General features: G+C 66.2%; 23 protein-coding genes. 9 read left to right on the forward strand and 14 right to left on the reverse strand.

Annotated elements, in window-relative coordinates; genetic code table 11:
* Positions 1–5: 5 nt before the first annotated feature.
* Together WKB88_RS13420 and WKB88_RS13425 are read right to left on the reverse strand one after the other, a co-directional pair.
* Positions 6–704, reverse strand: a complete 699-nt coding sequence (locus WKB88_RS13420; RefSeq protein ID WP_341395036.1) for an ABC transporter ATP-binding protein — start codon at positions 702–704, stop codon at positions 6–8.
* Positions 701–1,846 (reverse strand): ABC transporter permease, encoded by a 1,146-nt coding sequence (locus WKB88_RS13425; RefSeq protein WP_341395037.1) that lies wholly within the window; start codon positions 1,844–1,846, stop codon positions 701–703. The genes WKB88_RS13420 and WKB88_RS13425 overlap by 4 nt, the downstream gene beginning before the upstream one ends.
* Positions 1,847–2,016: 170 nt before the next feature.
* Between WKB88_RS13425 and WKB88_RS13430 the strand changes: the two genes are divergently transcribed.
* A complete protein-coding gene (locus WKB88_RS13430; RefSeq protein WP_341395038.1) occupies positions 2,017–3,114 on the forward strand; it encodes a lysylphosphatidylglycerol synthase transmembrane domain-containing protein in 1,098 nt (365 codons plus the stop codon).
* Between the two features lie 60 nt (positions 3,115–3,174).
* Here WKB88_RS13430 and WKB88_RS13435 read toward each other — a convergent pair whose 3' ends face one another.
* The 3 genes from WKB88_RS13435 to WKB88_RS13445 form a co-directional block, all read right to left on the reverse strand.
* Positions 3,175–3,984: an SDR family oxidoreductase gene (locus tag WKB88_RS13435; RefSeq protein ID WP_341395039.1), complete on the reverse strand. Its 810-nt coding sequence runs from the start codon at positions 3,982–3,984 to the stop codon at positions 3,175–3,177.
* Between the two features lie 232 nt (positions 3,985–4,216).
* Positions 4,217–4,567: a UBP-type zinc finger domain-containing protein gene (locus WKB88_RS13440; RefSeq protein ID WP_341395040.1), complete on the reverse strand. Its 351-nt coding sequence runs from the start codon at positions 4,565–4,567 to the stop codon at positions 4,217–4,219.
* A 181-nt stretch (positions 4,568–4,748) separates the two neighbouring features.
* Positions 4,749–5,768 carry a LacI family DNA-binding transcriptional regulator gene (locus WKB88_RS13445; protein ID WP_341395041.1) on the reverse strand — a complete coding sequence of 340 codons (1,020 nt, stop codon included), beginning with the start codon at positions 5,766–5,768 and terminating at the stop codon, positions 4,749–4,751.
* A 291-nt stretch (positions 5,769–6,059) separates the two neighbouring features.
* Here WKB88_RS13445 and rhaI point away from each other — a divergent pair, with 291 nt between their 5' ends.
* Genes rhaI through WKB88_RS13460 form a run of 3 tightly spaced genes read left to right on the forward strand, consistent with a single transcriptional unit; the run spans position 6,060 to position 10,769 of the window.
* Entirely contained in the window at positions 6,060–7,226 is a 1,167-nt protein-coding gene (rhaI, locus tag WKB88_RS13450) for an L-rhamnose isomerase (RefSeq protein ID WP_341395042.1), read from the forward strand.
* A 4-nt stretch (positions 7,227–7,230) separates the two neighbouring features.
* The gene (locus WKB88_RS13455) at positions 7,231–9,267 is read left to right on the forward strand and encodes a bifunctional aldolase/short-chain dehydrogenase (RefSeq protein ID WP_341395043.1); all 2,037 of its coding nucleotides are present in this window, start codon (positions 7,231–7,233) and stop codon (positions 9,265–9,267) included.
* A complete protein-coding gene (locus tag WKB88_RS13460) occupies positions 9,264–10,769 on the forward strand; it encodes a rhamnulokinase (RefSeq protein ID WP_341395044.1) in 1,506 nt (501 codons plus the stop codon). The genes WKB88_RS13455 and WKB88_RS13460 overlap by 4 nt, the downstream gene beginning before the upstream one ends.
* On the opposite strand, the gene WKB88_RS13465 is transcribed toward WKB88_RS13460, so the two are convergent.
* Both WKB88_RS13465 and WKB88_RS13470 read right to left on the reverse strand, forming a co-directional pair.
* The gene (locus tag WKB88_RS13465; protein WP_341395045.1) at positions 10,697–11,530 is read right to left on the reverse strand and encodes an SDR family NAD(P)-dependent oxidoreductase; all 834 of its coding nucleotides are present in this window, start codon (positions 11,528–11,530) and stop codon (positions 10,697–10,699) included. The genes WKB88_RS13460 and WKB88_RS13465 overlap by 73 nt on opposite strands.
* 100 nt (positions 11,531–11,630) lie before the next feature.
* Positions 11,631–12,224 carry a TetR family transcriptional regulator gene (locus tag WKB88_RS13470; protein ID WP_341395046.1) on the reverse strand — a complete coding sequence of 198 codons (594 nt, stop codon included), beginning with the start codon at positions 12,222–12,224 and terminating at the stop codon, positions 11,631–11,633.
* A 57-nt stretch (positions 12,225–12,281) separates the two neighbouring features.
* Between WKB88_RS13470 and WKB88_RS13475 the strand changes: the two genes are divergently transcribed.
* Positions 12,282–13,763, forward strand: coding sequence for an MFS transporter (locus tag WKB88_RS13475; protein ID WP_341395047.1), 1,482 nt, complete (start codon positions 12,282–12,284; stop codon positions 13,761–13,763).
* A 75-nt stretch (positions 13,764–13,838) separates the two neighbouring features.
* Here WKB88_RS13475 and WKB88_RS13480 read toward each other — a convergent pair whose 3' ends face one another.
* Complete coding sequence (locus WKB88_RS13480; RefSeq protein ID WP_341395048.1) at positions 13,839–14,438, reverse strand: TetR/AcrR family transcriptional regulator; 600 nt, start codon at positions 14,436–14,438, stop codon at positions 13,839–13,841.
* Between the two features lie 123 nt (positions 14,439–14,561).
* Here WKB88_RS13480 and WKB88_RS13485 point away from each other — a divergent pair, with 123 nt between their 5' ends.
* Positions 14,562–15,593: an NAD(P)-dependent alcohol dehydrogenase gene (locus tag WKB88_RS13485; RefSeq protein ID WP_341395049.1), complete on the forward strand. Its 1,032-nt coding sequence runs from the start codon at positions 14,562–14,564 to the stop codon at positions 15,591–15,593.
* Positions 15,594–15,610: 17 nt separating this feature from the next.
* Here the strand turns inward: WKB88_RS13485 and WKB88_RS13490 are convergent, their stop codons facing one another.
* Positions 15,611–15,949, reverse strand: a complete 339-nt coding sequence (locus WKB88_RS13490; protein WP_341395050.1) for an L-rhamnose mutarotase — start codon at positions 15,947–15,949, stop codon at positions 15,611–15,613.
* 142 nt (positions 15,950–16,091) lie between these two features.
* Here WKB88_RS13490 and WKB88_RS13495 point away from each other — a divergent pair, with 142 nt between their 5' ends.
* Both WKB88_RS13495 and bsh read left to right on the forward strand, forming a co-directional pair.
* A complete protein-coding gene (locus tag WKB88_RS13495; RefSeq protein ID WP_341395051.1) occupies positions 16,092–17,408 on the forward strand; it encodes an MFS transporter in 1,317 nt (438 codons plus the stop codon).
* Positions 17,409–17,625: 217 nt separating this feature from the next.
* Positions 17,626–18,573: a choloylglycine hydrolase gene (gene bsh, locus WKB88_RS13500; protein ID WP_341395052.1), complete on the forward strand. Its 948-nt coding sequence runs from the start codon at positions 17,626–17,628 to the stop codon at positions 18,571–18,573.
* A 115-nt stretch (positions 18,574–18,688) separates the two neighbouring features.
* Here bsh and WKB88_RS13505 read toward each other — a convergent pair whose 3' ends face one another.
* The 5 genes from WKB88_RS13505 to WKB88_RS13525 form a co-directional block, all read right to left on the reverse strand.
* The gene (locus WKB88_RS13505; RefSeq protein ID WP_341395053.1) at positions 18,689–19,144 is read right to left on the reverse strand and encodes a hypothetical protein; all 456 of its coding nucleotides are present in this window, start codon (positions 19,142–19,144) and stop codon (positions 18,689–18,691) included.
* Between the two features lie 193 nt (positions 19,145–19,337).
* The gene (locus WKB88_RS13510; protein ID WP_341395054.1) at positions 19,338–19,862 is read right to left on the reverse strand and encodes an NUDIX hydrolase; all 525 of its coding nucleotides are present in this window, start codon (positions 19,860–19,862) and stop codon (positions 19,338–19,340) included.
* Positions 19,863–19,882: 20 nt separating this feature from the next.
* Complete coding sequence (locus WKB88_RS13515) at positions 19,883–20,704, reverse strand: SDR family oxidoreductase (RefSeq protein ID WP_341395055.1); 822 nt, start codon at positions 20,702–20,704, stop codon at positions 19,883–19,885.
* A gap of 75 nt (positions 20,705–20,779) precedes the next feature.
* Positions 20,780–21,991 (reverse strand): ROK family transcriptional regulator, encoded by a 1,212-nt coding sequence (locus WKB88_RS13520; RefSeq protein WP_341395056.1) that lies wholly within the window; start codon positions 21,989–21,991, stop codon positions 20,780–20,782.
* A gap of 48 nt (positions 21,992–22,039) precedes the next feature.
* Positions 22,040–22,669, reverse strand: a complete 630-nt coding sequence (locus tag WKB88_RS13525; protein ID WP_341395057.1) for an SGNH/GDSL hydrolase family protein — start codon at positions 22,667–22,669, stop codon at positions 22,040–22,042.
* 90 nt (positions 22,670–22,759) lie between these two features.
* Between WKB88_RS13525 and WKB88_RS13530 the strand changes: the two genes are divergently transcribed.
* Positions 22,760–24,976, forward strand: coding sequence for an alpha-galactosidase (locus tag WKB88_RS13530; RefSeq protein WP_341395058.1), 2,217 nt, complete (start codon positions 22,760–22,762; stop codon positions 24,974–24,976).
* The last annotated feature ends 146 nt before the right edge of the window (positions 24,977–25,122 follow it).

Below are 25,122 nucleotides of genomic sequence, written 5' to 3' on the forward strand. Positions count from 1 at the left end.
TGCGGTTACGGGTTGATGAGCCGTCCGTCGACCATCTCCACTACCCGGTGGCAGTGGTGCAGTACGTCGTGATCGTGCGTCACCATAACTGTAGCAACGCCGCGCTCGGCTGTTTCCCGCGCCAGCAGTGCCACCACGTCCTGGCTGCGCTGCCGGTCGAGTGCGGCTGTTGGCTCGTCGACGAGCAGCAGGCGCGGCCTCGTGACCAGGGCGCGGGCAATGCCCACCCGCTGGCGTTCTCCGCCGGAAAGCTGGTCCGGCCGGCTCTTCAGCTTATGGTCCATGCCCACCGCCGCGAGCAGCTCCCGTGGATCGAAGCGCTCCTTGCCGTGGGCCAGGCGGTGCACCAGTTCCAGCTGCTCCGCGGCGGTCAGTGCCGGAATCAGGTTGCCTGACTGAAACACGAATCCGATGTTGCGCAGGCGGAAGCGGGCGCGTGCGGCGCTGTTCAGGGTCGCCAGGTCCGTGCCGTTGACCGCAACGGTTCCGCTGTCCGGGGAGGTGAGAGCGCCGGCTGCCGCCAGCAGGCTGGATTTGCCGGCGCCCGAGGGGCCGACCACGGCAACAAGTTCTCCGGGGCGGACGGTGAGGGATACATTGTCCAGGGCCTGTACCGTGCTGTCTCCGTCGCCCAGTGCCAGGCTGGCGCCTTCGATGACGAGTCCGAGGGCGGTGTCCGTCGGGGTTTCGGTTGTGGTGCTCATCGCTGTCCTCCAAGTGCAGCCAGGGGGTCAACCCGGGAAATACGTATGATGGCGGCCGCCGCGCCGATGAGGCCCAGGAGGATCGTCAGGGCCGTGGCAAGGCCGATCGGGGCTGCCTCCAGGGCGAACGGCATCGCTGTGCCGGAGAGGGCGGATCCCATTCCCAGGCCCGCCAGTACGCCCAGGGCGGTGAAGCCGATGAGGATCACTGCGGCCTGCGCCAGGCCGTCGCGCAGCAGATAGGCCGTGGAGGCGCCGATGGCGCGCAGAACCGCCAGTTCGTGCTTTCGCTGGACGGTCCACACCGTGAAGAACGCGCCGACAACCAGCGCGCAGATGGCGTAGAGGAACACCTGAATCATCTGCAGCGTCAGTGTTTCGGCAGAGTATCCGGGCGAGGCGTTGAAGGATTCTTTGAGCGAGGAGGTGACGGTGCCTGCGGCTTCGTCGCCGGCGGCGAAGTCGATGTCTGCGCCGTCCTCGGCCAGAAGTGCCACGGTGCTGGCCGTGTCACGGTGCTCGGCGGCGACGTCGGCGGCAGAGGGCATTCCCGGTGCCGCATCGCCGGCTGCGATGTACTGCCAGGTCGGAAGCGGAAGGTAGGCAATGGTGACGTGCCCGAAGGTTGCCTGGCCGGGGGTATAGCCGACGACGGTCAGCTCCGTGCCGATCCGGTCCAGGGTAACGACCGAGCCCAGTTCCAGGCCTTCGTCGGCTCCGGTGCTGGAGACAACAATTTCATGGGGGGCCGAGGAAGCGCGGCCTTCACCGATCTCCGGGGCCAGGAAGGAATCGGATTCGACGCCGAAGAGTGAGAGGTCCACCTGGGTGCCGTCACCGGTGGCACCGTTCATCATGGTGGCACCCATGAGGGCGACATCCTCGACGCCGGGCTGGCCGCGCCACGCTTCGGCCTGGGATTCATCGACAACGCTTCGGGAAAACGCGTTGTCGGTCTTGGTGCCCTCGTTGAAGGCGAAAGCCGTGGCAGGCATGGCCTTCAAGCCGGAAACGCCGTCATTGACCAGTCCGGACGACAGGCCTGACAGCAGGACCATCAGTATGGCGATCAGGGCGATGACGCCGCCCATCAAGCCAAACCGCGCCCGGGCGAAGCGCAGTTCGCGCAGCGCTAGAAACATGGGGAATCTCCAGGAGTTGTGGGATACATATGCCAACACCTTGTCAGCATCATGCCAACATCGTGTCAGGAAGACGCCCTTCGGTGCAAGTCGAAACCGCCTTCGCGCCGGCCGGGTGATCCGCCGGCGTTCCTCTGGCCCAACTCCGGCGGTTCTGCTGTCCTTGGAGCATGACCTTGCACCTGCGTTCGGCCTGGGGCCGGATTCGCGGCTCCCGGCTGCTCCGGTGGGTGGCGGCCCTGCTCGCCGTCGTGCTGGTTATCGAATACATAGTCCTGCCCCAGTTGGTGGGATCGGGCAACGTGTTTACCGCGCTGCTGCGGCTGCCGCCGGTGCTCGTGTTGTTTGCCCTGGCCCTTCAGGCTGCGTCACAGGCCAGCTACAGCCTGCTGACGCGCGCCGTACTCCTGGGCGATCGTCGTCCCGGCTTTTTTACTCTGCTGCGCATCGACCTGTGTGACCTGGCCGTCAACAACACGGTGCCGGGCGGCGGCGCGACTGCGGCTGCGGTCAGGTTCCGGCTGCTGACGCGGTGCGGAGTGCAGTCGCAAAACGCCCTGAGCGCCGCCACCATCCAAGTGGTGGGCTCAAACCTGGTGCTGGCAGCACTTTTTGCCGCCGGGCTGCTGGCCGGGCACGGCGGCGGCGCCGGCGGCAGGTACCTCAGCGTTGCCGGGGCTGTTGTGCTGGTGCTGTTGGGGCTTTCGCTGATCGCGCTGATCGTCCTGGACCGGCATCTGGATGCGGCCGTCCGTGCGGCGCGGGCAGCAGCGCGCGCCGTGCGGGTAGTTAAGCAGGATTCCGCGGAGCAGTTTGTGCGGACGATCGCCGCGGAGGTGCACCTGTTCCGCACCGAACCGCGCCGGCTGGGTGCAGCAGTGCTCCTTGCTGCCATGCGGTACCTGCTGAGCGCCGCCTGTCTCTGGCTGTTTGTTGCCGCGTACGGACATGTCCTCAATCCGGGAGAACTGCTCCTGGCCTACTCGCTGGCCAACCTGGCGGCGCTGGCGCCGCTCACGCCGGGCGGCCTTGGTCTTGTCGAGGGGATCCTGGTGCCCATGCTCACGGCATTCGGTGCACCCGGCCATGTGGCGGTTCTGGGCGTCCTGTCCTGGCGGATTGCGCAGTTTTGGCTGCCGATACCGCTGGGCGGCCTGGCCTATGTGTCGCTGCGGCTGGGAATCCTCCGGCGGACGGCGGCCGGGCGGACGGCGGCACGAAAGGCGGCCCCGGAACCTGGGTCCCGGGGCCGCCGCCGTGCTTCATAGTTGCTTCGCAGTTCTTAGTTCAAACTGCTCTGCAGTTCTTGGTTCAGACTTCCTGTTTCGCTAGGCCGGAAGGCTCTGGCCGGCTCCGCCCCAGATGTCATCACCGCGCAGCGTGGCGTCGGCCCCGCCGTCGGTGTAGATGGTCTGGCCGGTGGTGTGGGTGTTTTCCTCGCTCGTCAGCCAGGCCAGCAGCCGGGCAATGACCACGGGCTCGGAGTGTCCGTTCAGCGGCATCGGCACCGAGGAGTCCACCATCTGGCGGCCTTCCGGCGTGGACAGCAGGTCCTTGGTCATCGCGGAGAGGACGGTGCCCGGAGCGACGGCGTTCAGCGGAATGCCGGCCCCTGCCCACTGGTCGCTGATGCTGGCGCGGCGAACCCAGCGGCTGAGGGCGCGCTTGGAGGAGGGGTAGTTGAGGTATCCGACGCGCGGTCCCTGCTCGGCAAGCGCAGCGCCGATTTCCAGTGCACGGGCTTCGTCGCCGGCGAGCATTGCTTCCACCAGTTCAGGTGAGTTCGGCTGCAGGGACGCCATGGAGCTGACGACGGCGGCGCGGGGAGCGTCGCTCTTGGCCAGGTCCGGCGCCAGAAGTTCCAGGAATTCCGTTACTCCGAAGTAATTCACGGCGACGGTGATCGGAGCCGGTGCTGAAATGCCGGCGCAGGCGATGACTGCATCGATCCGGCCGTTGGCCAGTTCGCGGGCCTTGTCTGCGGCTGCGCGCCGGCCCTCCGGCGTGCTGAGGTCGGCTTCGACCTCGGCGCCGCGCAGGTCCACGCCCACCACGTTATAGCCGCGTTCGCGCAGCAGTTCGGCAGTAGCGGCGCCGATTCCCGATCCTGATCCGGTAACAACATATGTACGAGTCATGACTCCAGCTTACGCTGTAAACATCGGTCGCGGTAGCGTCGTCCGGTTCGGGTATCCACGGGGCAGCCCCCGCCGGCCGGCGGGGGCTGCCAGCGTCTGTTCCGGCGCCGATGCAGGTGTCTGCGGTGCCTGCCCCGGTGTCCGTGCCGGTGCGGAGTCTGCCCGGGTGCCGGCGCGCCGCGTTCCGGTCAGCCTGCCAGCCTGCCAGCCTGCCAGCCTGCATGCCTGCCGGTCAGCCTGCCAGTCTGGCTTCCCAGTCCGGCGGAACGTGGCCGGCCGGCCCCGGGACGCTCTGGTTGAGGGGATGTGATTGGGGCGGAGCCAGTTCCGGGCCGGCGAAGACCGATCCGCTCCGGTAGTCCCAGAACCAGTTCTCGCCCGGTTCGTAGCTGCGGATGACGGGATGGCCGGTTGACGCTTCATGGGCTGTGGCGTGCCGGTTCGGAGACGAGTCACAGCAGCCGATGTGGCCGCATTCGGCGCAGCGGCGCAAATGAAACCACCAGCTGCCTTCGGCTGTGCACTCCACGCAGCCGGGACCGGACGGCGGAACGGAAACGTTGATGCCGGTTGAGTCGTACATGGATCCTCACTCCCTGCGGCGGGCCACCCCGATCTTTCAGGGTATCCAGCGGCCCGGTGCCCGAACAGGCCTTCCGGCTGGCCGGGGCGTCAGGCGGGAGAGCTGGAGGGGGAAGCCAGGGAGGAGGGCTGGCTGGGGAAGCCAGGGAGGAGGGCTGGCTGGGGAAGCCAGCCGGGCCGGGTTAGGCCGAGGCCGCTGAAGGTCCGGTGCTCTGGCGCGCCACCAGTTCGGGCGTGAATCTCACCTGCCGGGGCGGGGACGGGGTGTCACCGAGTTGTTCCTGCAGAAGCTGCACGGCGGTGCGGCCGATCTCCTCGGCGGGCTGGCGGATGGAAGACAGGGGCACCACTGTGGACTGGGCAAAATCAATGTCGTCGTAGCCCATCAGCGCCACGTCCTGCGGCACCCGCAGGCCGTTGATCAGCAGCAGGGACTGCAGGACGCCGACTGCCAGGAGGTCATTGGCGCAGAAGATGGCCTCGGGCAGTTCACTCCGTCCCCGTTCCACAAGGTCCTGGCCGACGGCCCGTCCCGCGAGGACGGTCATATCCGCGGCCTGGAGGACTTCGAGGCGGGCACCGGGAACGCGGTCGACGGCGCTGCGGGCCCCGGCCAGCCGGTCGGCGACCTGGCGGATGCCGGGAGAGCCGCCCACAAACGCCAACCGGCGCCGTCCGGTCTCCAGCAGATGTTCCGCGGCCATGAAGCCGCCCGCAGTGTCATCCACCGAGACGGAACTGTGGACCGCAGGCTCGGATTCGCTGTCCACGAGGACGGCGGCCACTCCGCGGTCCCGCAGCGAGCGGAGCCGGCTGCTGATGTCGCCGGAGGGCGAGATCAGCACGCCCTGCACCCGCTGCTCCTCGAACAGCGTCACGTAGCGGGCTTCACGCTCGGGGTCGCTGCCGCTGTTGCCGAGGATGATGTCCGCGCCGTGCCGGGTGGCCTCATTCTCCGCGGCGCGGGCGACGGCGGCGAAGAACGGGTTGGAGGAATCAAGGACGATCATTCCGATCGTCCGGCTCTGGCCCGCGCGCAGCTGCCGTGCGGCGTCGTTGCGGACGAAGCCCAGCGCGTCCACGGCGTTCATGACCCGCTCCAAGGTGGGCGGGGACACCCGGTCCGGATGGTTGAGGACGTTTGAGACTGTTCCCACGGCCACGCCGGCGCGCGCGGCCACCTCTTTTATGCTCGCTGCCACTGTGACCCCCAATGTTTGTGTCGGCACCTGTCTTGACAGCGTATCGCGAAAACCCTAGGTTTGAATCGTATAAATGAAACGATTCAACGGATCAGCGATCCGACAGGTCGGTTCAGCACAGCCATTCAGCACAGCCATTCAGCACAACGATTCAACACACCGTGGGCCTGCGGGCCCAGCGCCTTTGCATTCAGCACCTTCGGGTGCTGCACCGCGGGTCCGGTGGCGGTCCGGGAACGACGGCGGCCGCAGGGATCGCTTTCCACCTTCCGCCAGCTTGGAGTACAGCCAATGACGTCACTGACAGACATCCTTCCCGCCCTGGAGGGCCTGGGAATCGAGGTCCCCTCATGGGCCTACGGAAATTCCGGCACCCGTTTCAAGGTCTTCGCAACCCCGGGCACGCCGCGCACAATCCAGGAAAAGATCGCCGATGCCGCGAAGGTCAACGAATTGACCGGGCTCGCCCCCGCCGTTGCCCTGCACATCCCGTGGGACAAGGTTGACGACTACGCGGAGCTGGGCGCCTATGCCAAGGAACACAACATCGCCCTCGGAACGGTCAACAGCAATACGTTCCAGGACGACGAGTACAAGTTCGGCAGCCTTACGCACAGCAACCCCGCCGTCCGGCAAAAGGCCGTTGACCACATGTACGAGTGCATCGATGTCATGCACCAGACCGGGTCGCAGGACCTGAAGATCTGGCTTGCCGACGGCACCAACTATCCGGGCCAGGGCAACATGCGCTCCCGCCAGGACTGGCTGGGGGAGTCGCTGCGAAAGGTCTACGACCGCCTCGGCGAGAACCAGCGCATGGTCCTCGAATACAAGTTCTTCGAGCCGGCGTTCTACCACACCGATGTTCCCGACTGGGGAACCTCCTACGCCCACACCCTCGCCCTGGGCGAGAAGGCGCTGGTCTGCCTGGACACCGGCCACCACGCGCCGGGCACCAACATCGAGTTCATCGTGGCCCAGCTGCTGCGGCTGGGCAAGCTTGGCTCCTTCGACTTCAACTCCCGCTTCTATGCGGATGATGACCTGATTGTCGGCTCGGCCGACCCGTTCCAGCTCTTCCGGATCCTGTTTGAAGTTGTTCGCGGCGGAGGCTTCGGCCCTGAATCGGGAGTCTCCCTGATGCTGGACCAGTGCCACAACCTCGAAGAGAAGATTCCGGGACAGATCCGGTCCGTGCTCAATGTCCAGGAAATGATGGCGCGGGCTCTGCTGGTCGATGCCGAGGCGCTCGACGCCGCGCAGACTGCCGGAGATGTGCTGGGCGCCAACGCCGTCTTCATGGACGCCTTCTACACCGACGTCCGCCCGGGCCTTGCGCAGTGGCGCGAATCCCGCGGACTGCCTGCCGACCCGCTGGCCGCCTACGCGGCCAGCGGCTACCAGGACAAAATCAACACTGAACGCCAGGGCGGCCAGCAGGCCGGATGGGGAGCATAAACAGATGACCAACGAAACCGTCAGCGCGCTGATTGCCCGCTCGAACCGTCTCGGCGCGGATAAGCGCAACACCAACTACGCCGGCGGCAACACCTCCGCCAAGGGCTTTGACCGGGACCCCGTCACCGGGGAGAACGTTGAACTGCTCTGGGTCAAGGGCTCCGGCGGAGACCTCGGCACCCTGAAGGAATCCGGCCTGGCCGTGCTGCGGCTGGACCGCATGCGCGCCATGGTGAACACCTACCCCGGGGTGGACCGCGAAGATGAGATGGTGGCTGCTTTCGACTACTGCCTCCACGGCAGGGGCGGCGCCGCACCGTCGATCGACACCGCCATGCACGGCCTGGTTGACGCAGCCCACGTGGACCACCTGCACCCGGACTCCGGCATCGCCGTCGCCACGGCTGCCGACGGAGAAGCCCTGACGCAGAAAATCTTTGGTTCCAGGGTTGTCTGGGTGCCCTGGCGCCGCCCGGGCTTCCAGCTGGGCCTGGACATCGCCGCCATCAAGGAAGCGAACCCGCAGGCCATCGGCACCATCCTGGGCGGCCACGGCATCACCGCCTGGGGCGCCACGTCCGAAGAGGCCGAGGCCAATTCGCTCTGGATCATCGAAACCGCCGAGGCGTACATGGCAGCCAACGGCCGGAAGGATCCCTTTGGCGCCCTGCTGCCGGGCTACGCACCTCTGAGCGAAGCCGACCGCCGTGCCAAGGCCGCCGCCCTGGCACCGGTGATCCGGGGACTGGCCTCCACCGATAAACCGCAGGTGGGGCACTTCACCGACGACGCCGTCGTCCTGGACTTCCTGGCACGCGCCGAACACCCCCGCCTGGGCGCACTGGGCACTTCCTGCCCGGACCACTTCCTGCGCACCAAGGTCAAGCCGCTGATCCTTGACCTGCCCGCGGATGCCTCTGTCGAGGACAGTGTCGCCCGGCTGAAGGAACTGCACGAACAGTACCGCGCCGACTACCGGGCCTACTACGAGCGCCACCGCAGCGAAGACTCCCCGGCGATGCGCGGCGCGGATCCCGCCGTCGTCCTCATCCCCGGCGTCGGCATGTTCACCTACGGTGCAAACAAGCAGACCGCCCGCGTAGCCGGCGAATTCTACATCAATGCCATCAATGTCATGCGCGGGGCCGAAGCCATCTCCACCTACGCTCCGATCGAGGAGTCGGAGAAATTCCGGATTGAGTACTGGGCGCTGGAGGAAGCCAAGCTGGCACGCATGCCCAAGCCGAAGTCCCATGCCACCCGCATCGCGCTGGTGACCGGTGCGGCCTCGGGCATCGGCAAGGCCATCGCCACCCGGCTCGCTGCAGAAGGGGCATGCGTGGTCATCGCCGACCTCAACCTGGAGAACGCCCGGGCCGTGGCGGCGGAACTCGGCGGCCCCGACACCGCCGTCGGGGTGCAGGCGGACGTGACGGACGAAGCGCAGGTGCAGGCTGCGATCGACGCGACCGTGCTGGCCTTCGGCGGACTTGACCTGGTGGTCAACAACGCCGGCCTGTCGATCTCCAAGCCGCTGCTGGAAACCAGCGAAAAGGACTGGGACCTGCAGCACAACGTCATGGCCAAGGGCTCCTTCTTTGTCTCCAAGGCCGCGGCCAAGGTGCTGATCGACCAGGACATGGGCGGGGACATCATCTACATCTCCTCCAAGAACTCGGTCTTCGCCGGACCCAACAACATCGCCTACTCCGCCACCAAGGCCGACCAGGCGCACCAGGTGCGCCTGCTGGCCGCGGAACTGGGGGAGTACGGCGTGAAGGTCAACGGCATCAACCCCGACGGCGTGGTCCGCGGCTCGGGCATCTTTGCCGGCGGCTGGGGCGCCAAGCGCGCGGCCGTGTACGGGGTGCCCGAGGAGGAACTGGGCAAGTTCTACGCCCAGCGCACCCTGCTCAAGCGTGAAGTGCTGCCGGAGAACGTGGCCAATGCGGTGGCGGTCCTGACCGGCGAGGACCTCTCGCACACCACCGGCCTGCACATTCCGGTTGACGCCGGCGTAGCGGCGGCCTTCCTGCGATGAGCGCGGACACGCCGGACACGCAGGCCGGGGCCGGCGTGTTTGCCGCCGTCGACATCGGGGCCTCGTCCGGCCGGGTTATCCTCGGTCGGATTGGGCCCGGCGGAGTCGCACTGGAAACCGTGCACCGGTTTCCCAACGGGGTCCGGGAGATCGACGGCGCGCTGCGCTGGGACCTGCCCGGAATCTTCGAGGAGGTGCTCAACGGACTCACGCGGGCCGCCGCGCGCGCCGCCGAGGAGTCGGAAACAATAGTCAGCATCGGGATCGACACCTGGGCGGTGGACTACGGACTGATCGACGCCGACGGCGTGATGGCGGCGCTGCCGCACAGCTACCGCGACGGCCGGACTGCCGCCGCCGTGCCGCGGGTCCACGCGGTCCTGGATGAAGCCCGGCTGTATGCAACCACCGGCCTGCAGTACCTTCCGTTTAACACGCTGTACCAGCTGGCCTGCGAGCCGGACCTGGCCGGCAAACAGGCGCTGCTGATTCCGGACCTGCTGGCCTTCCGGCTGACCGGATCCCGGTGCACCGAGGAAACCAACGCCTCCACCACGGGCTTGTTTGACGCGGCGGCGGGGGAGTGGGCCGCCGCTTTCCCGGCCGCGCTGGGACTGCCGGAGGACTTGTTTCCCGAGCTGATCGCCCCGGGCCGGACCGTGGGCGTCCTGCTGCCGGCCGTGGCCGAGCGGACCGGCCTGCCCGCCGGAACGCCGGTGGTGGCGGTCGGCTCGCACGACACCGCATCGGCGGTGGCCGCTGTCCCCGCTCTGGAGCCCGGTTTCGCGTATATCTCCTCGGGCACCTGGTCCCTGGCGGGAATCGAACTGACGGCGCCCGTGCTCAGCGAGGCCAGCCGCAGGGCCAACTTCACCAATGAACGGGGCGTGGACGGCACCATCCGGTACCTGCGCAATGTCGGCGGGCTGTGGCTGCTCAGCGAATCCATGCGTGAGTGGTCCGCGGCGGGCCCGGAACCGGAGCTCCCGGACCTGCTGGCGTCGGCAGCGCTGCTGCCCCCGGGCGGGCCGCTGATCGACGTGGATGCCGATGAGTTCATTGCACCGGGGAACATGCCCGGGCGTATCCGCGCTGCGGCCGCCGCGGGCGGCTTCGTCCTGCCGGAGGACCCCGCCGCGGTGACCCGCTGCATTCTGGATTCCCTGGCTGACGCCTATGCCCGCACCCTGGCCCTGGCGGCGGAACTGTCGGGGCAGCGCATCGACGTCGTGCACATTGTGGGCGGCGGCTCGCAGAACACGCTGCTGTGCCAGCTCACGGCCGATGCCACGGGGCTGCCGGTGATCGCCGGGCCCGTTGAGGCGACGGCGCTGGGCAACGTGCTGGTGCAGGCGCGGGCGGCCGGCGCCGTTTCCGGGTCCCTGGCGGATCTGCGCAGGCTCGCGGCGCAGAGTTCACCGACCGTTACCTACCGTCCGGCGGGCAGTCCCACCATCCGTGCGCTTTCATCCCAGAGCCGGGCAGACAGCGCGGCGTCATAAGCATCCTTGTTGGCCGTGGAGATTTTGCACTTGTAGTAGTACTTGCCCGGCTGCCAGTCCGTTCCCGGTTCCGAAGTGGCCAGCCAGACCAGCGTCTGCGCCCCTTGTTCCGGCGAAATCAGGAACCGGTTCAGGGCCGTGCGGTAGAGCAGCCGCATCACGCTTGTGGAACCTGCGGCGAAGGATGAGGCCACAGCCCCGGGATGGAAGGCGGCAGCGGAAATTCCGTCGGCCCGGTACCTCGCGTCCAGTTCGCGCGTGAACAGGATGTTTGCCAGTTTGGTGTTGCCGTAGGCGAGATTCGGTGTGTACTTCCTGCGCGCCTCCAAGTCGTTGATGTCAAAGTGCGCAAAGAGGCTGTTGGCAACGCTGGAAGTGTTGATGACGCTGGCCCGGGACTCCGCCAGCCGGTCCAGCAGCAGGTTGGTGAGCAGGAACGGTGCCAAATGATTGACCTGCAGTGTCTTTTCGTGCCCGTCAACCGTTTCTTCGCGCCCGCGCATAATGCCTCCGGCATTGTTCACCAGGACGTCGATGCGCGGGTACCGTTCCCGCAGATCCGCTGCCAGGGCCCGGACGTCGTCAAGGCGTGAAAAGTCGGACAGCAGGTAGTCGCTGTCCAGTTCCCGGGCCACGGCAGCGGTTTTTTCCGGGGACCGCCCGACGACGACGATGCGGTTGCCCAGGCTGCGCAGGCTCCGCGCGGCTGCGGCCCCGATGCCGTCGCTGGCTCCGGTAATGACAATGGTTCGCTCTGACACTGGCGGCCTCTCGGGCGGGGACGGGGCTGGTGCGAAGACCCTCCCAGTATTGCCCCGGACAGCAGATCCGCCAATCAGTGTGCTCTCCGGAGTCGCGGGATTACTTCCCCAGGCCCGGGCCCTTGGGCTCCAGCAGCCGGCAGGCTGCGGCAATGGCCGCGTTCCGGCGCCGGCTCCTGAACTCATCCTTCGCTTCGGGTTCGCCCGTGAACAGCGTTTCGGGGGACTGCGCCCAGGCGGTGGCCAGGGACAGGAGCAGGGTTATCAGGTCCTCCGGGTCCCACCGGGAATCGATGATGCCCTGCTCCTGGGCCCGGACAACATCTTCGGTTGCCGGCCCGGGCCTGCCGCAGGGCGTTCGGGGAGCCAGCCCGGGTTCATTTTCCAGCCGGGCCCAGTCGAGCATGCGCAGGTGGTCGGGATTCTGCGTCGCATGATCGAACATGGCGCCCACGAAGCCCGGCAGGTCCAGGGCATCGCGCGGGATCCGATCCGTGGTCTCCTGCAGGTTCAGGGCGAGGACCGCGGCAAACAAAGCCTTCTTATCACCGAAATACGCGTAAAGACGCTCCTTGCTGGCCTTCGCCTCCGCGGCAATCCGGTCCACGCGTGAACCGGCGAGGCCGTAGCGGGCAAACTCGGTCCTGGCCGCCGCAAGGATCCTGGCTCTGGTGGCTTCGCCGTCGGTTCTCATACCTGTAGTCTAGCTAAGCCAACCAACTAGTTCGTTTTGAAGAAGGTTTTCCCCTACATGGACCGTACGACCACTGCCGGACTGCCTCCGGCCGTCGACCATTCCGCCCATCCGCACCGCTGGATGCTCCTCGGCGTCCTGGCCCTGGCCCAGCTGATGGTGGTCCTGGACGGAACCATCGTCAACATCGCCCTGCCCGATGCGCAGCGCGAGCTCGGCATGTCCGACGGCGACCGCACCTGGGTCGTCACCATTTACGCCCTGGCCTTCGGGTCGCTGCTGCTGCTCGGCGGCCGCATTGCGGACTACTGGGGCCGCAAGCGTACGTTCATGGTGGGAATGCTCGGCTTCGCCGTAGCCTCCGCGCTGGGCGGATTCGCTGAAAGCACCGAGGTCCTCCTGGCTGCCCGCGGACTGCAGGGTGCCTTCGCCGCGCTGCTGGCCCCGGCCTCGCTCGCTATCCTGACCATCACCTTTCCCTCGGGCAAGGACCGCATCAAGGCGTTTGCCGTGTACGGCGCGATCGGCGGTGGCGGTGCGGCAATCGGGCTGCTGCTCGGCGGCGTCCTGACCCAGTACGCGTCCTGGAACTGGTGCCTGCTGGTGAATGTGCCAATCGCCGTCGTTGCCATTGCGGCCGGCCTGCCCCTGATCCGGGAAAGCAAGGCGCACGGCAACACCCGCTACGACCTGCCCGGAGCCATCCTGGTGGTTGCCGGCCTCGCCGCGCTGGTCTACGGCTTTGCCCAGGCTGAAAACGGCTGGGCCCGCGCCCAGACGCTTGGCTTCCTGGCCGCCGGTGCCCTTATTCTTGCCCTGTTTGTCCTGGTGGAATCCAAGGTGTCCAACCCGCTGCTTCCGCTGCGCGTCCTGACCAACCGGGTCCGCGGCGGCGCCTTCCTGGTCTCCACCCTGACCGGTGCCGCACTGCTGGGCGGCATCCTGTTCCTGGTGTTCTACTTCCAGATTGTGCTGGGCTACTCGCCGCTGAAGTCCGGCCTGGCGTCGCTGCCCATGACAGTAGCCATCACCGCCGGTGCGGGCGTGCTGTCCAAATTCCTGCCGCGTACAGGGGTGCGCCTGCCGATGACGCTGGGCCCGGTGGTGGGCGCCGTCGGCCTCTTCTGGCTCTCCTTTATTACGGTGGAGGGAAACTACGCCCTGGAAGTCCTGCCGGGACTGGTCCTGCTGGGCTTCGGGCTCGCCATGATTTTTGTGCCGCTGCAGAACGTTGCGCTGGCCGGCATCGACGAGCACGACGCCGGTGTGGCCAGTGCCGCTGTTTCGGCGACCCAGCAGATCGGCGGCTCCATCGGTACCGCACTGTTCACTGCGATTTACACGGCAGCAGTGTCGGGTTACCTCAGCAACAGGGAAGTCCTGCCGCTCACGCAGCTTGAAGCCCTCGTCAGCGGTTATTCCTCGGCGTTTATGTGGGCCGGTGCCGCCATTGCCCTGGCAGCTCCGATCAGTTTCTTCATGATCCGCCTGTCCAAGAAGGATCTGATGGACGTTCCCGCCGTTCCCCACCTCGGCTAGATTGCCTGACTGATACGCAACGGATCGCACATCGCGGACCGGTTCCTGCTTTCGCGGGAGCCGGTCCGTGCGTGGTTAACCGCCGGCTTTTGTGCCCGCCCGGGACGCCGGTGTGAAAGTCCTGCGGACGATTCTGCTGAGGACCTCGCGGCGGCGTTGATGGTCCGCGGCCTCATCGGACTTCGCCGCGGTGAAGGTGGTGCTGGCAGGGGACCAGGTCATGGAGATTGCGATGACCGTGGTCAGGACCTCGAACGGCGTGAAGTACTCGTCGATGTATCCGGCATCCTGGGCTTTCGCGATGGCGGCAAGCTTGTCCGCATCGAGTCGGTCCGTGTGGGCGGTGAGGTGCCCGGTGGGTCGCCGTTCCAGCCGGGCCCAGGTCGCGAGGCGAACGAGCTCGGGGTGCTCGAGGTATTCGTCGTAGAGCCGCACCGCATATCCGGGAAGGTCCTCCCCGTCTATGGGAACGGCGTTCACTATGCCGTCCAGGGACGCCTTGAAGACCGTTTCAAACAAGGCATCCTTGCTGCCGTAGAACGCGTAGAGCTGAGCTTTGTTCGCCCGGGCATTCGCCGCGATCCTGTCCACCCGGGCGCCGGCAATTCCGTATGCTGCGAACTCCTCGCCCGCGGCAGTGAGGATCCGTTCGCGGGTTGCGTCTCCTGGCTTCATTCTTCCACCGTAACAAACTAGTTGGTTGCTTTTCCTGTGCGCCCGGAGTAGCGTCGCTCCATCGAGTAACTAACTAGTTTGTTTCTTGATACCCATCACTCCTACACGGCGGAAAGAAACCCCATGAGAAAAACGACTGCACTCGTCGCTGCTGCAGACAATGAGCCCCTGACGACCGGGATTATCGAACGGAGGGACCTCCGCAGCAGGGATGTCGCCATCGATGTGACTTTCTGCGGGGTTTGCCATTCGGACCTCAATGAGATTCACCGCCACGGAAACAAACCCCTGGTCGCCGGCCACGAGTTTGTCGGAATTGTCCGTGCCGTGGGACCGGACGTCACCCGGTTCCGCAGGGGGGACCAGGTGGCCGTCGGCAATATCGTGGACTCCTGCGGCAGTTGCATCATGTGCACCGCCGGCCAGGAAAACTATTGCGAGCAATTCCCCACCCTGACCTACGGCGGCACCGACCGCGTCGACGGATCCGCGACTCAGGGCGGCTTTGCCCGGGAATACATCGCCACGGAAAAGTTCGTTTATCCGCTTCCCGGAAACCTCGATCCCGCCGGAGTCGCTCCGCTGATGTGCGCCGGAATCACCGTATGGGAACCTCTTGTCCGCTGGAAGGCAGGACCTGGCAGAACGGTGGGAATCGTTGGCCTTGGCGGCCTGGGCCACCTCGCGGTGAAGTTCGCACATGCCCTCGGTGCCAGCGTGGTCCTGTTCACCACCTCGGAGGAAAAAGCTGCGGGGGCAAAGCGGCTGGGGGTCGACGAGGTGGTCGTGTCGAAAGAGCCGGCCGCCATGCAGGCTCAGTCAAACCGCTTCGATCTCATCATTGACACCGCCTCCGCTCCCCATGACCTCACCCCCTACGTCCGTGCGCTGGCACTTGACGGCACGCTCTGCGCCCTCGGCGCGCTCGGGTCCATGCAGTTCGATCCACTGGCATTGCTCATCGGCCGGAAGAGTATTGCCTCTGCCGGCAGTGGCGGTACTGCGGGAACGCAGGCCATGCTCGACTTTTGCAGCCGGCACGGAATCACCGCGGATGTGGAAGTGCTGCCGGCACGGGACATTAACACTGCCCTCGCCAGGCTCGAAGGAAATGACGTCCGGTTCCGCTTCGTGGTGGATATGACGCAAATCTGAGCGTCGCTGCCGTATTCCTAGTCGAGGTGGAAAACTTCCGGCAGTGCCACCATGGCCTCATCCGGGCGCCGGCCGTCCATGGGCTCAAAAAGGTCTCCCATGGAGGCCTGCCATGCCGCATTGATCTCGCGCTCCTCCATGGCGGCCTGGGCAGCAGCAAAATCCTCGGTTTCGAGATAGCCGATCAGCAGGCCGTCCGGCTTGAGGAAGAGGCTGTAGTTGTGCCAGCCGGTTTCCCGCAGGGCCTGCTGCATCTCGGGCCACACCTCCGAGTGGCGTCTCCGGTACTCGTCCAGGCAGTCCTGACGGACCTGAAGAGTGAAGCAAACCCGCTGCATATAAGCCTCCGAAGTCATGACGTACGCCGGTTTCAGCTTCCGTCGGGGGTGTTGTAGTCTGTGTCGAGTCTAACATTGAATCGTTTTAATGAAACGTTCCAAAGACGTTCGCCCGGACTGAAAACACCGGCGGACCGCAGAGATCAGGAGACACAACGGCGTGCGTATCGGCAGCAAGGAAACCAAGGGTTGGAAGGCCACGATCTCGGTGGCGATGTCCAACTACATCGAGGCGGGGTCAATCATTGCCATCGCCTCCAGCCTGTCCCTGTGGCAGGAATATCTGGGTATCGACAACTACCTCACCGGACTGCTGGCCGCACTGAGCGCCAATGCCTTCGGTGCAGCTATCGGCGCGGCCATCGGCGGCCCGCTCTGTGACCGGTACGGCCGCAAATTCATCTACACCTATGACCTCATGCTCTACATGGCGGGCGTCCTCCTGGCCGCCTTTGCCGGCAACTTCTGGATGCTGCTTGCCGCGTTTGTCATGACGGGCATTGCAGTGGGCGCCGGCGTTCCGGCGTCATGGACCTACATTGCCGAGGAGGCACCGGCCGACAAGCGGGCCGCCCATGTGGGCACCGCCCAGCTGGCGTGGTCCATGGGCCCGGTTATCGGGTTCGCCCTTGCCGTCCTGGTGGGTCCGCTGGGACTGCTCGGCAGCCGGCTGATTTTCCTGCACCTGTTTGTGGTGGCCTTCGTGACCTGGTACATCCGCCAGGGCCTGAAGGAATCCGTCTTGTGGACCGAGGAAAAGGCGGAGGCCAAGCGCACTTCCGCTACCGGACGCCGGCCCCGGATCAAGTACTCGGAACTCTTTACCAACCGGATCAATGTCAAGGCGCTGCTCTTCCTGTTTGGCGTCTACGCGTTCTGGAACACCGTAGCCGGAGCCATGGGCATTTTCATGCCGCGGATCTATGAAGCGGTTGGCGGGCTGGACGGCGTTCAGGCCAACATGCTGCAGGTGGTCCTCTGGGGTTTCACCGTGCTGGCCACGTACTTCGGCTTCATGCGTCTCGCGGACCGCTACAGCCGCCGGCTCCTGTACGGCATCGGTGCCGCGCTGGGCATCATTGCCTGGGTACTGCTCGTCTTCGCACCGCCGGTTCCCCTGGTGCTCGGTGCCTTCGTGGTCCTGTGGGGCGTTTCGGCCGGTATCGGCGCGCAGGCCTTCTACGGGCTGTGGGCGAGCGAGCTGTTCGCCACCCGCTACCGGGCCGGAGCCCAGGGCGTCCTGTTCTTCGCAGCCCGCACGGCCACCGGTATCCTCAGCTTCTTCTTCCCGACCATGCTGGCCACCGTGGGGTTCGTTCCGCTGGGCCTGACCATGATCGCGCTGCTCCTGGTCGCCGCCGTCGTGGGTGTGGCCTTCGCTCCCGACACGCAGGGCAAATCGCTGCAGGAGATCGAGGTTGAGCGTTACGGAGCACCTGTGGAAGCCGCCGGGGAGCCGGTGCGCGTCGCCTCCTAGAACGCCTCCTAGGAGTTGTATGCGTCCGCGCAGCCCGATTTGGTGAGAAGGTACTGCCGCCCGGCCCGGGTCCGCGCCTAACCTGAAAGGGGCAGGGAGGTTACCGGGCCGGCGGCCGGTACCGTAACCTCCCCGGCAGCCCGCCGGCAGTGTCACTTCGGGGGTCTGCGGACAGGGGAAGGTCCTCCAGCACTCCGCCTAACCAGGGAGCATCAATATGTGCACAGGCATCAGGTTCACGGACGGCAGCGGCAACCTCTATTTCGCCCGCAACCTCGACTGGACGTCCGACTTCGGGGAACGGGTGGTGCTGACGCCCACCGGGTACGCCACCAAGTCGCCCTTCGGAGCGGTGCCGAAGATTCAGTACGCCGTTATCGGCATGGGCATCGTGGAAGAGGACACCCCCCTCTACTTCGACTGCGGCAATGACGCAGGCCTGGCCGTGGGCGGCCTGAACTTCCCGGGGTACGCGCAGTACGCTCCGGCACCTGTCGAGGGCGCGACGAACGTCGCCGCGTTCGAGTTTCCGCTCTGGGTGGCCTCCCAGTTCTCCACCGTTGACGAGGTCGAGGCAGCGCTCGCTGATGTTGTGATTGTCGACAGGCCGATCAACGAGAAGTACCCCAGCTCGCTGCTGCACTGGTTAATCGGCGACTCGACGCGCTCGATCGTTGTGGAGTACACGGCCGACGGCATGCATGTCTTCCACGACGACGTTGACGTCCTGGCCAACCAGCCCGGTTTCGGCTGGCACCACGAGAACCTGCGCAACTACCTGAACACCTCGCCTGACTTCCCGGAGGAGGTAGTGCTCAACCAGGCGCACCTGACCCCGTTCGGTTCCGGGTCGCTCATGCGGGGCATCCCCGGCGACTACTACTCGCCGTCCCGGTTTGTACGGGCAGCGTACGTCCATGCGCACTACCCGCCCAAGACGACCGAAGAGGAGAACGTCAGCCGCGCGTTCCACACCCTGCAGGGGGTCGCCATGGTTGAGGGAAGTGCGGCCATGGGCTCGGGCGAGTTTGAGAAGACCACCTACACCGGGCTCTACTCGTCCCGGACCATGACCTACTACTGGAACACGTACGACGACCCGGCGGTCCGCAGCGTTGCCATGGCCGACCATGAGCCGAGCGGAACGGACCTGGTGGTTGTCTAGCCGTGCAGCACGGCCAGTACGCTTGACGGCGGGCTCACGGCGGGTTTGCTTAACGGCGGGTTCACTCACGGCAAGTGTGCGGCCCTCACTTCACCTCACTTCACCTCACTTCACCTCACTTCACCTCGGTGAACCGGGTGCCGAGGGGTTCGGACAAAGCTGAGAGGTCCAGCGGTTCGGGATCTGCTGAGCCAACTCCCACCTCGGAGTAGTCGACAACAAACCAGTTTTTGCCCTCCGCGAAGTAGACGGAGCCTTCGGATTCCCCGGCGCCGGCCATCAGCGTGTAGGCCTCGTCCCGCGCATCAGGGGTGTCAAAGTGGAAGATTTCCACGGTTTGGGTGCACTTCACTGATTCGGCGGGTATTTGCCCGTTGCTTCCCATGTCGGCCGTGGGCGGGGGCGGATTCTCCCGGCAGTCGAGCTGCCCGGACACAGCCTGCCGGGTTTCCTCCAGCGAGGCGTATGACGGAAGGCCGTCAGTGGAAGGCTCTGCCGGGGTGCCTGCCGAGCAGGCTCCGACAAGCAGTGTGAGAAGAACGGCGGCCACGGCACCCCGGTTTTTCAACATCGCGTCCCCCCCTTGCACCAGCCAAAGTGTTGTGGGGCTCATAGTGGCACACACGGCACCGGCGGGAAAGGTTCAACGGAAGTGCTCCTTCCCCTTGCCCGGGGATGTTCAGTGCGCCATATCGTTCAGGGCGCCGTATCGTTAAGGGCTCCCTATCGTTCAGTGCGCCATATCGTTCAGGGCTCCCTACCGTTCAGGGCGTCCTAGTGAGCGCATGCCTGATTGACGGCCACAGACAGTTCAGGCGAGCCGCCCAGGGCGCGGCCATGGCACCCGCGGCCAGACGCCGAACGACCTCCTCCGGTGCCACCCACTCGGTAGCCATGACCTCGCTGGCCTGCAGCGTCACTTCCAAGGCGGGTCCCGCGCGCGCGACGTAGAAATCCAGGAGGGCCGAGGTCTCAGTGAATCTCCCGATCAACTCCAGCCCCGACGGCTCCGCATCCAGTCCCGTCTCCTCCCGCAGTTCCCTGCTCGCCGCATTACGGCTCGACTCGCCGGCCAGCGCACTGCCGCCCGGAAATTCCCATCCGAAGGCGAACTCCTTGCCGGCGGCACGCCGGGTCAGCAGAACCGTTCCGTCTTCGCGCTGCACACAGACCGCTGCAATCAGGTGGAAACCTCCGGCCGGCCACTGCGGCGCACCCCTGCGGAAGACGGCACCGGTCGGTGTCCCCCCGGCGTCCACGATGTCCCACCACTCGTCCCCGTCACTCATTGCGCCAGCCGCTCAGGCGCTCAGCGGAAACCGCCGTCGCTGGTCAGCACCTGGCCGACCATCCACCGGCCCTCATCGCTCACGAGCCAGGCAATCAGGCGCGCCGGATCGTCCGGTTCGCCGAACCGTCCGCCGGGAAAGCGGGACAGGACCTCCGCCAGAACCTCGGGAGGCCGGTCGGCAGTATCCAGGTCCAGATATCCGGTGTTCACGGGACCCGGGTTCACGGTATTGAGGACAATTCCGCTGCGGATCAGGTCGGCCGCCACCGACGGGGTGATGCCGGCGAGGGCAGCTTTAGAGGCGGCATAGGCGATTTCGTTCTCCATCACCCCGCCGTTGATCTGGCCGGACGTCATCCAGATGACCCTGCCGCCGGTTCGTCCGTCGTGCTGCATGGCGAAGCTTCGGGTCAGCAGCAGCGTTGAACGCGTATTAACCTGCCAGTGCTCATCCAGTTTTTCCGCGGTCATCTCCGCCAGCGGACCGTCACCGCCGCTGCGGGCGTGATTGCAGATCAGGATGTCCAGGTGCCCCAGGGCAGCCACGGCGGCGTCGATGACCCCGGCGGCGCCGTCGGCCGCCATCAGATCGGTGCTCCCGTGGGCCAGCCGCGCTCCGTCCGCCAGTTGTTCGCGCAGCGCAGCGACGACGTCGTCAACCGGGTCTGCGCCCCACGGCTGTTCAGCGTCGTGGGGCGAGTAGTGGGCCAGGTACAGGTTGGCGCCCAGACGTGCCAGCCGGGAGGCAACGGCATAGCCGATGCCCTTCCTGCGGCTGACGCCGGTAATGACGGCGGTCCGGCCGGCCAGCGGAAGGGGAGTGGCCAAGGGCAAGCTCATGTGTGTTCCTCCGGGATGTGAGGCGTGTGTACGGGCAGGGCAGCACTTTTTGAACGCCGGTCCGCCCGTGCAGGTTCAGGCAATGGACACCGATCGCAGTGTCCGCGGTGAGAGACGGTCCTGCAGCACCAGCGTGGCAGCGCCGAGTGCGGCGGCATCGTTGCCGTTGACGGACATGCGCACCTCCACCGGGTGGATGGCACGGGCCATGGCACGCTTGTCCAGGGCGGAGGAAATAGTGTCGACGTAAAAGGATCCGGCGGTGGAGAAAGCGCTGCCGGCGAGGACGATGAGCTGCAGGTCCAGCAGATTGACCATGGAAATAACGGCGCTTGCCACGTACTCGGCCGACCGGGCGATCAGTCGCAGAGCAACCGGGTCGCCGTCGTTCGCTGCGGTACCCACGGCGGCGAAATCCTCGGAGACTATTCCGGTCAGCGGCAGCACGAGTTCACCGCGGGCGACGGCGTCCGCAGCCTGGGCAACAACTACCTGCGGGCTTGCGTACAGTTCCAGGCAGCCGATGTTTCCGCAGGGGCAGGGGAGCCCGTTGGCATCAACACTGACATGTCCGATTTCCCCGACATTGGAACTGACGCCCTGATAGATGGTGCCGTCCATGACAATCCCGGCGCCGATCCCGGAGCCCATGTACACCGAGGCGTAGCTGGTGTAGCCGGCCGTGGCTCCGAGCCAGAATTCCCCGATGGCAGCGGCGGTGGCGTCATTGTCGAACTCGCAGTGCAGCCCGGTGGTCGTGGACAGGGCCCGCCGCAGCGGGAAGTCGGTCCACTCCCGGAACGACGGCGCACCAATCATGGCTCCGGCTGTGCGGTCCAGGGGCCCGGGCGCGGCAAGCCCCATTCCGACCACGGTCCTGCGGTCCACGGACAGCGCGTCAAACAGGCGCTCAATGTCTTCGGTGATGCGGCTGACTACAGCCATGGGTGACGCATCACCGGGCCCGCTGACCCGGCGGCGGCCGACCACGCGCCCGCTCAGGTCCGCCACCACATAGGTGATGTAGTCCTGCCCGATGTGAACGCCAAGTCCCAGCCTGGAGACGGGGTTCAGCTCCAGGAGCATCCGCGGCTTACCTCCGGTGGACTCGCCGCGTCCGGCCTCGAGGACCACGCCGTCATTGAGCAGGGAACGTACTGCCGTGGAGATGGTGGCCTGCGTCAGGCCGGTCATGTCGGCGAGTTCCACGCGGCTGACCGGTCCGGAAACCCGGATAAGGTCGAGGATTTTCCCGCGTGATGATTCACGGGGGCGGGTTTGGTTCACGGTCTGGTCCTTTGTCGGGCGGATGGACAAACGGCGCGGCAGCGGCCGTTACCCTCTAGGGGCGAACACCGCTTCCAGCCAGGCACCGGCAATCGCCGCATGGCCCTGAGGCGTGGGATGAACGCCGTCGCGGGCCAGGGACTCGGGCGGCGCACCTGCCGCAACCAGTGCAGTCAGGATCTCGTCGGTGCGGACAAGCACCGCCCCGAATTCCTTGGCGAGCCGGCGGACGCAGGCAATTTTGGGGTCGAGGTCCTGCCGCCAGGCCTGCTGTTCGGCATTCACGGGCAGCAGGAACGGTTCCATGAGCACCAGTTCGGTGTCCGGTGCCAGCCGCTCCAGCAACGCCCGGTACCTGGCCAGGAAAGTGGCTTGATCCGTTTCCTGGCCGGCGTCGTATCGCCGCCATGTGTCATTGATTCCGATCATGACGGACACGGCGTGCGGGGATTCACCAAGTACATCGGCATCCCAGCGCCTTGCGAGGTCCTCAACGCGGTCACCGCCGACGCCGCGGTTAACAACGGCCGTCCCGGAAAGATGTGCACTTTCGGCCAAGCTGCGGACATAACCGTCTCCCATGCCGCCTCCGGCCCCTTCACGCCTGCCGCAGTCGGTGACGCTGTCGCCCGCAAACACCAGGCGGCGCCCTTCAAAAAGCGGTGTCGCAGCTGTCATGGGTTTCTCCTCGGGATGGTGGTGTAACTCAGATCACTTACTTTAGTCTTCAAACTAACCCTTGCCTATCCCGCACCGAAATGAGCGCCCATGCCTGCTTCCTCCCGCATTGTCCACTTCCGCGCCAACGGCGTCAGCGTTGTCCTCGACTGTCCGGCCGACGGCCTGCCCGCCGTCATTCACTGGGGCGCGGACCTCGGTGAATGTTCGACGGCGGAGCTTGGCGCACTGGCGCTTGAAATGGTGCCGCTGCCGGATAACACCACGGACCAGCCGGTGCGGCTCAGCGTCGTGCCCGAACACGCCTCCGGGTGGATGGGAGCTCCCGGCCTGCGGGGACACCGCAGCGGCGGCCGTTCCTGGTCTCCGGCCTTCGGCGGGATGGAATACGAGGTGGTGCACGGCGACGGCCCGGAACAGAACACCGTGCGCGGCGACGGCCCGGGTGGAAGGGAGCACGCGGCCGGAGGACGCCTGACTGCCCGCGGTTCTGATCCGGATGCCGGCCTTGCCCTGGAGATCGAACTCCGGCTGACCCCGTCCGGAATGCTCAGGGCGAAGGCGGCCGTCACTAACCTGCACTCCGATGAGTATGAGCTCGAGCAGCTGGTCCTTGCCCTGCCGGTGCCCCCGGTGGCGGCTGAGGTCCTGGACCTCGCCGGCAGATGGGCCAAGGAGCGGGTTCCGCAGCGCCGCGCGCTGACCGTCGGCACGCACCTGCGTGAATCCCGGCGGGGCCGCACCGGAGCCGACGCAGCAACTGTCCTGACCGCGGGAACCCGCGGATTCGGCTTCCGCAGCGGCGACACCTGGGGCCTGCACGTGGGCTTCAGCGGAAACCACGTCTCCTACCTGGAGCGGACGGCAAGCGGGCGGACGGTGCTGGCCGGGGGAGAACTGCTCCTGCCCGGGGAGATCAGTCTCGCGGCAGGGGAACGCTATGCCACCCCGTGGCTGTACTTCGCCTACGGGGACGGGCTGGACGCCCAGGCGGCACGCTTTCATGACTGGCTGCGCTCACGCCCCCACCATCCGGCTGCTCCACGCCCGGTAACCCTGAACGTGTGGGAAGCCGTGTACTTCGACCACCGGCTGCCGCCGCTGCTGGAACTCGCTGAGCGGGCCGCCCGGGTGGGCGTCGAACGCTATGTGCTCGACGACGGGTGGTTCCGCGGCAGGCGCAGTGACAGCGCCGGGCTGGGGGACTGGACGGTGGATACCGATGTATGGCCGCAGGGACTGCATCCCCTGGTTGCACGGGTACGGGAACTGGGCCTGCAGTTCGGCCTGTGGGTTGAACCGGAAATGGTGAACCCGGACTCCGACCTGGCCCGGGCACACCCGGAATGGATCCTCCAGACCGGGGGCAGGATGCCCATGGAGGCGCGCCGCCAGCAGGTGTTGAACCTCGCCGTGCCTCAGGCGTACGACTACATCTTCGGGTGCATCAGTGCCCTCGTCCGGGAGTACCGGCTCGATTACCTCAAATGGGACCACAACCGGGACCTGGTGGATGCCGGTTCCGCTTCCACCGGCGCTCCGCAGGTGCACCTGCAGACGGAAGCCGTCTACCGGCTGATCGACGACCTGAAGCGTGAGCATCCGGGACTGGAAATCGAATCCTGCTCCTCCGGGGGAGCGCGGGTGGATCTGGGAATCCTGGAACGGACAGACCGGATTTGGGCCAGTGACTGCATTGACCCGCTGGAACGGCTGGGAATTATGCGCTGGACCGCCCAACTGGTTCCCCCGGAACTGACCGGCTCCCATGTGGGAAGCCCGCGCTCGCACACAACCGGGCGCACCCACGGACTCTCCTTCCGTGCCGTGGCGGCAATGTTCGGCCACTTTGGCATCGAGTGGAACATCAATGACCTGCCGGAAGCGGATCTCGCGGAACTGGCAGCCTGGGTCCGCGTCCACAAGCAGCTTCGACCCCTGCTGCACAGCGGACGTACCGTCCGCAGCGATCATCCGGGAGACGAACTGTCCATTGCCGGGGTAATCGGCCCGGACCGCACCGAGGCGGTGTTCGCCCTGTCCCTGCTGTCCCGGCCCGTCACCTGGCCGCCCGGCGCCGTGCGGCTCCCGGGCCTGGATCACGGCCTCCGGTACCGGCTCCGGCAGATCGGGCCGGGCCCGCTGCCCGGCAGCGGAGCGCCGCCCTGGCAGCAGGGAGACGGGACGGTGCTCAGCGGACGCGTCCTCGGAGAAGCGGGAATCCAAGTACCGGCGCTTTTTCCGGAACAGGCCGTGCTGGTCCACCTGGAGGCCGTCGCCAGCGGCTCAGCGGGCGGCGGCCAGTAGATAAGGCTGCGGCAAATAAATCAACGGCAAGGAAATAAACCGAGCAATCGCCGGGAGTTCCTTGACTCGCCTAATAAAGTCGCCTAAGAAAGTACCCAGCGGTTCAGTTTGTGGTGAACCTCACATCCCGGCGGCGCACCGGCCGT

This window comes from Arthrobacter sp. G119Y2, from assembly GCF_038069765.1.
In the GTDB taxonomy this organism is placed as follows: Bacteria; Actinomycetota; Actinomycetes; order Actinomycetales; family Micrococcaceae; genus Arthrobacter_B.

Bases quoted from the DNA above. Each gene is read 5' to 3' on its own strand.
- WKB88_RS13420 (WP_341395036.1), bottom strand. From the start codon at position 704: ATGAGCACCACAACCGAAACCCCGACGGACACCGCCCTCGGACTCGTC.
- WKB88_RS13425 (WP_341395037.1), bottom strand. From the start codon at position 1,846: ATGTTTCTAGCGCTGCGCGAACTGCGCTTCGCCCGGGCGCGGTTTGGC.
- WKB88_RS13430 (WP_341395038.1), top strand. From the start codon at position 2,017: ATGACCTTGCACCTGCGTTCGGCCTGGGGCCGGATTCGCGGCTCCCGG.
- WKB88_RS13435 (WP_341395039.1), bottom strand. From the start codon at position 3,984: ATGACTCGTACATATGTTGTTACCGGATCAGGATCGGGAATCGGCGCC.
- WKB88_RS13440 (WP_341395040.1), bottom strand. From the start codon at position 4,567: ATGTACGACTCAACCGGCATCAACGTTTCCGTTCCGCCGTCCGGTCCC.
- rhaI (WP_341395042.1), top strand. From the start codon at position 6,060: ATGACGTCACTGACAGACATCCTTCCCGCCCTGGAGGGCCTGGGAATC.
- WKB88_RS13455 (WP_341395043.1), top strand. From the start codon at position 7,231: ATGACCAACGAAACCGTCAGCGCGCTGATTGCCCGCTCGAACCGTCTC.
- WKB88_RS13460 (WP_341395044.1), top strand. From the start codon at position 9,264: ATGAGCGCGGACACGCCGGACACGCAGGCCGGGGCCGGCGTGTTTGCC.
- WKB88_RS13470 (WP_341395046.1), bottom strand. From the start codon at position 12,224: ATGAGAACCGACGGCGAAGCCACCAGAGCCAGGATCCTTGCGGCGGCC.
- WKB88_RS13475 (WP_341395047.1), top strand. From the start codon at position 12,282: ATGGACCGTACGACCACTGCCGGACTGCCTCCGGCCGTCGACCATTCC.
- WKB88_RS13480 (WP_341395048.1), bottom strand. From the start codon at position 14,438: ATGAAGCCAGGAGACGCAACCCGCGAACGGATCCTCACTGCCGCGGGC.
- WKB88_RS13485 (WP_341395049.1), top strand. From the start codon at position 14,562: ATGAGAAAAACGACTGCACTCGTCGCTGCTGCAGACAATGAGCCCCTG.
- WKB88_RS13490 (WP_341395050.1), bottom strand. From the start codon at position 15,949: ATGACTTCGGAGGCTTATATGCAGCGGGTTTGCTTCACTCTTCAGGTC.
- bsh (WP_341395052.1), top strand. From the start codon at position 17,626: ATGTGCACAGGCATCAGGTTCACGGACGGCAGCGGCAACCTCTATTTC.
- WKB88_RS13505 (WP_341395053.1), bottom strand. From the start codon at position 19,144: ATGTTGAAAAACCGGGGTGCCGTGGCCGCCGTTCTTCTCACACTGCTT.
- WKB88_RS13510 (WP_341395054.1), bottom strand. From the start codon at position 19,862: ATGAGTGACGGGGACGAGTGGTGGGACATCGTGGACGCCGGGGGGACA.
- WKB88_RS13515 (WP_341395055.1), bottom strand. From the start codon at position 20,704: ATGAGCTTGCCCTTGGCCACTCCCCTTCCGCTGGCCGGCCGGACCGCC.
- WKB88_RS13525 (WP_341395057.1), bottom strand. From the start codon at position 22,669: ATGACAGCTGCGACACCGCTTTTTGAAGGGCGCCGCCTGGTGTTTGCG.
- WKB88_RS13530 (WP_341395058.1), top strand. From the start codon at position 22,760: ATGCCTGCTTCCTCCCGCATTGTCCACTTCCGCGCCAACGGCGTCAGC.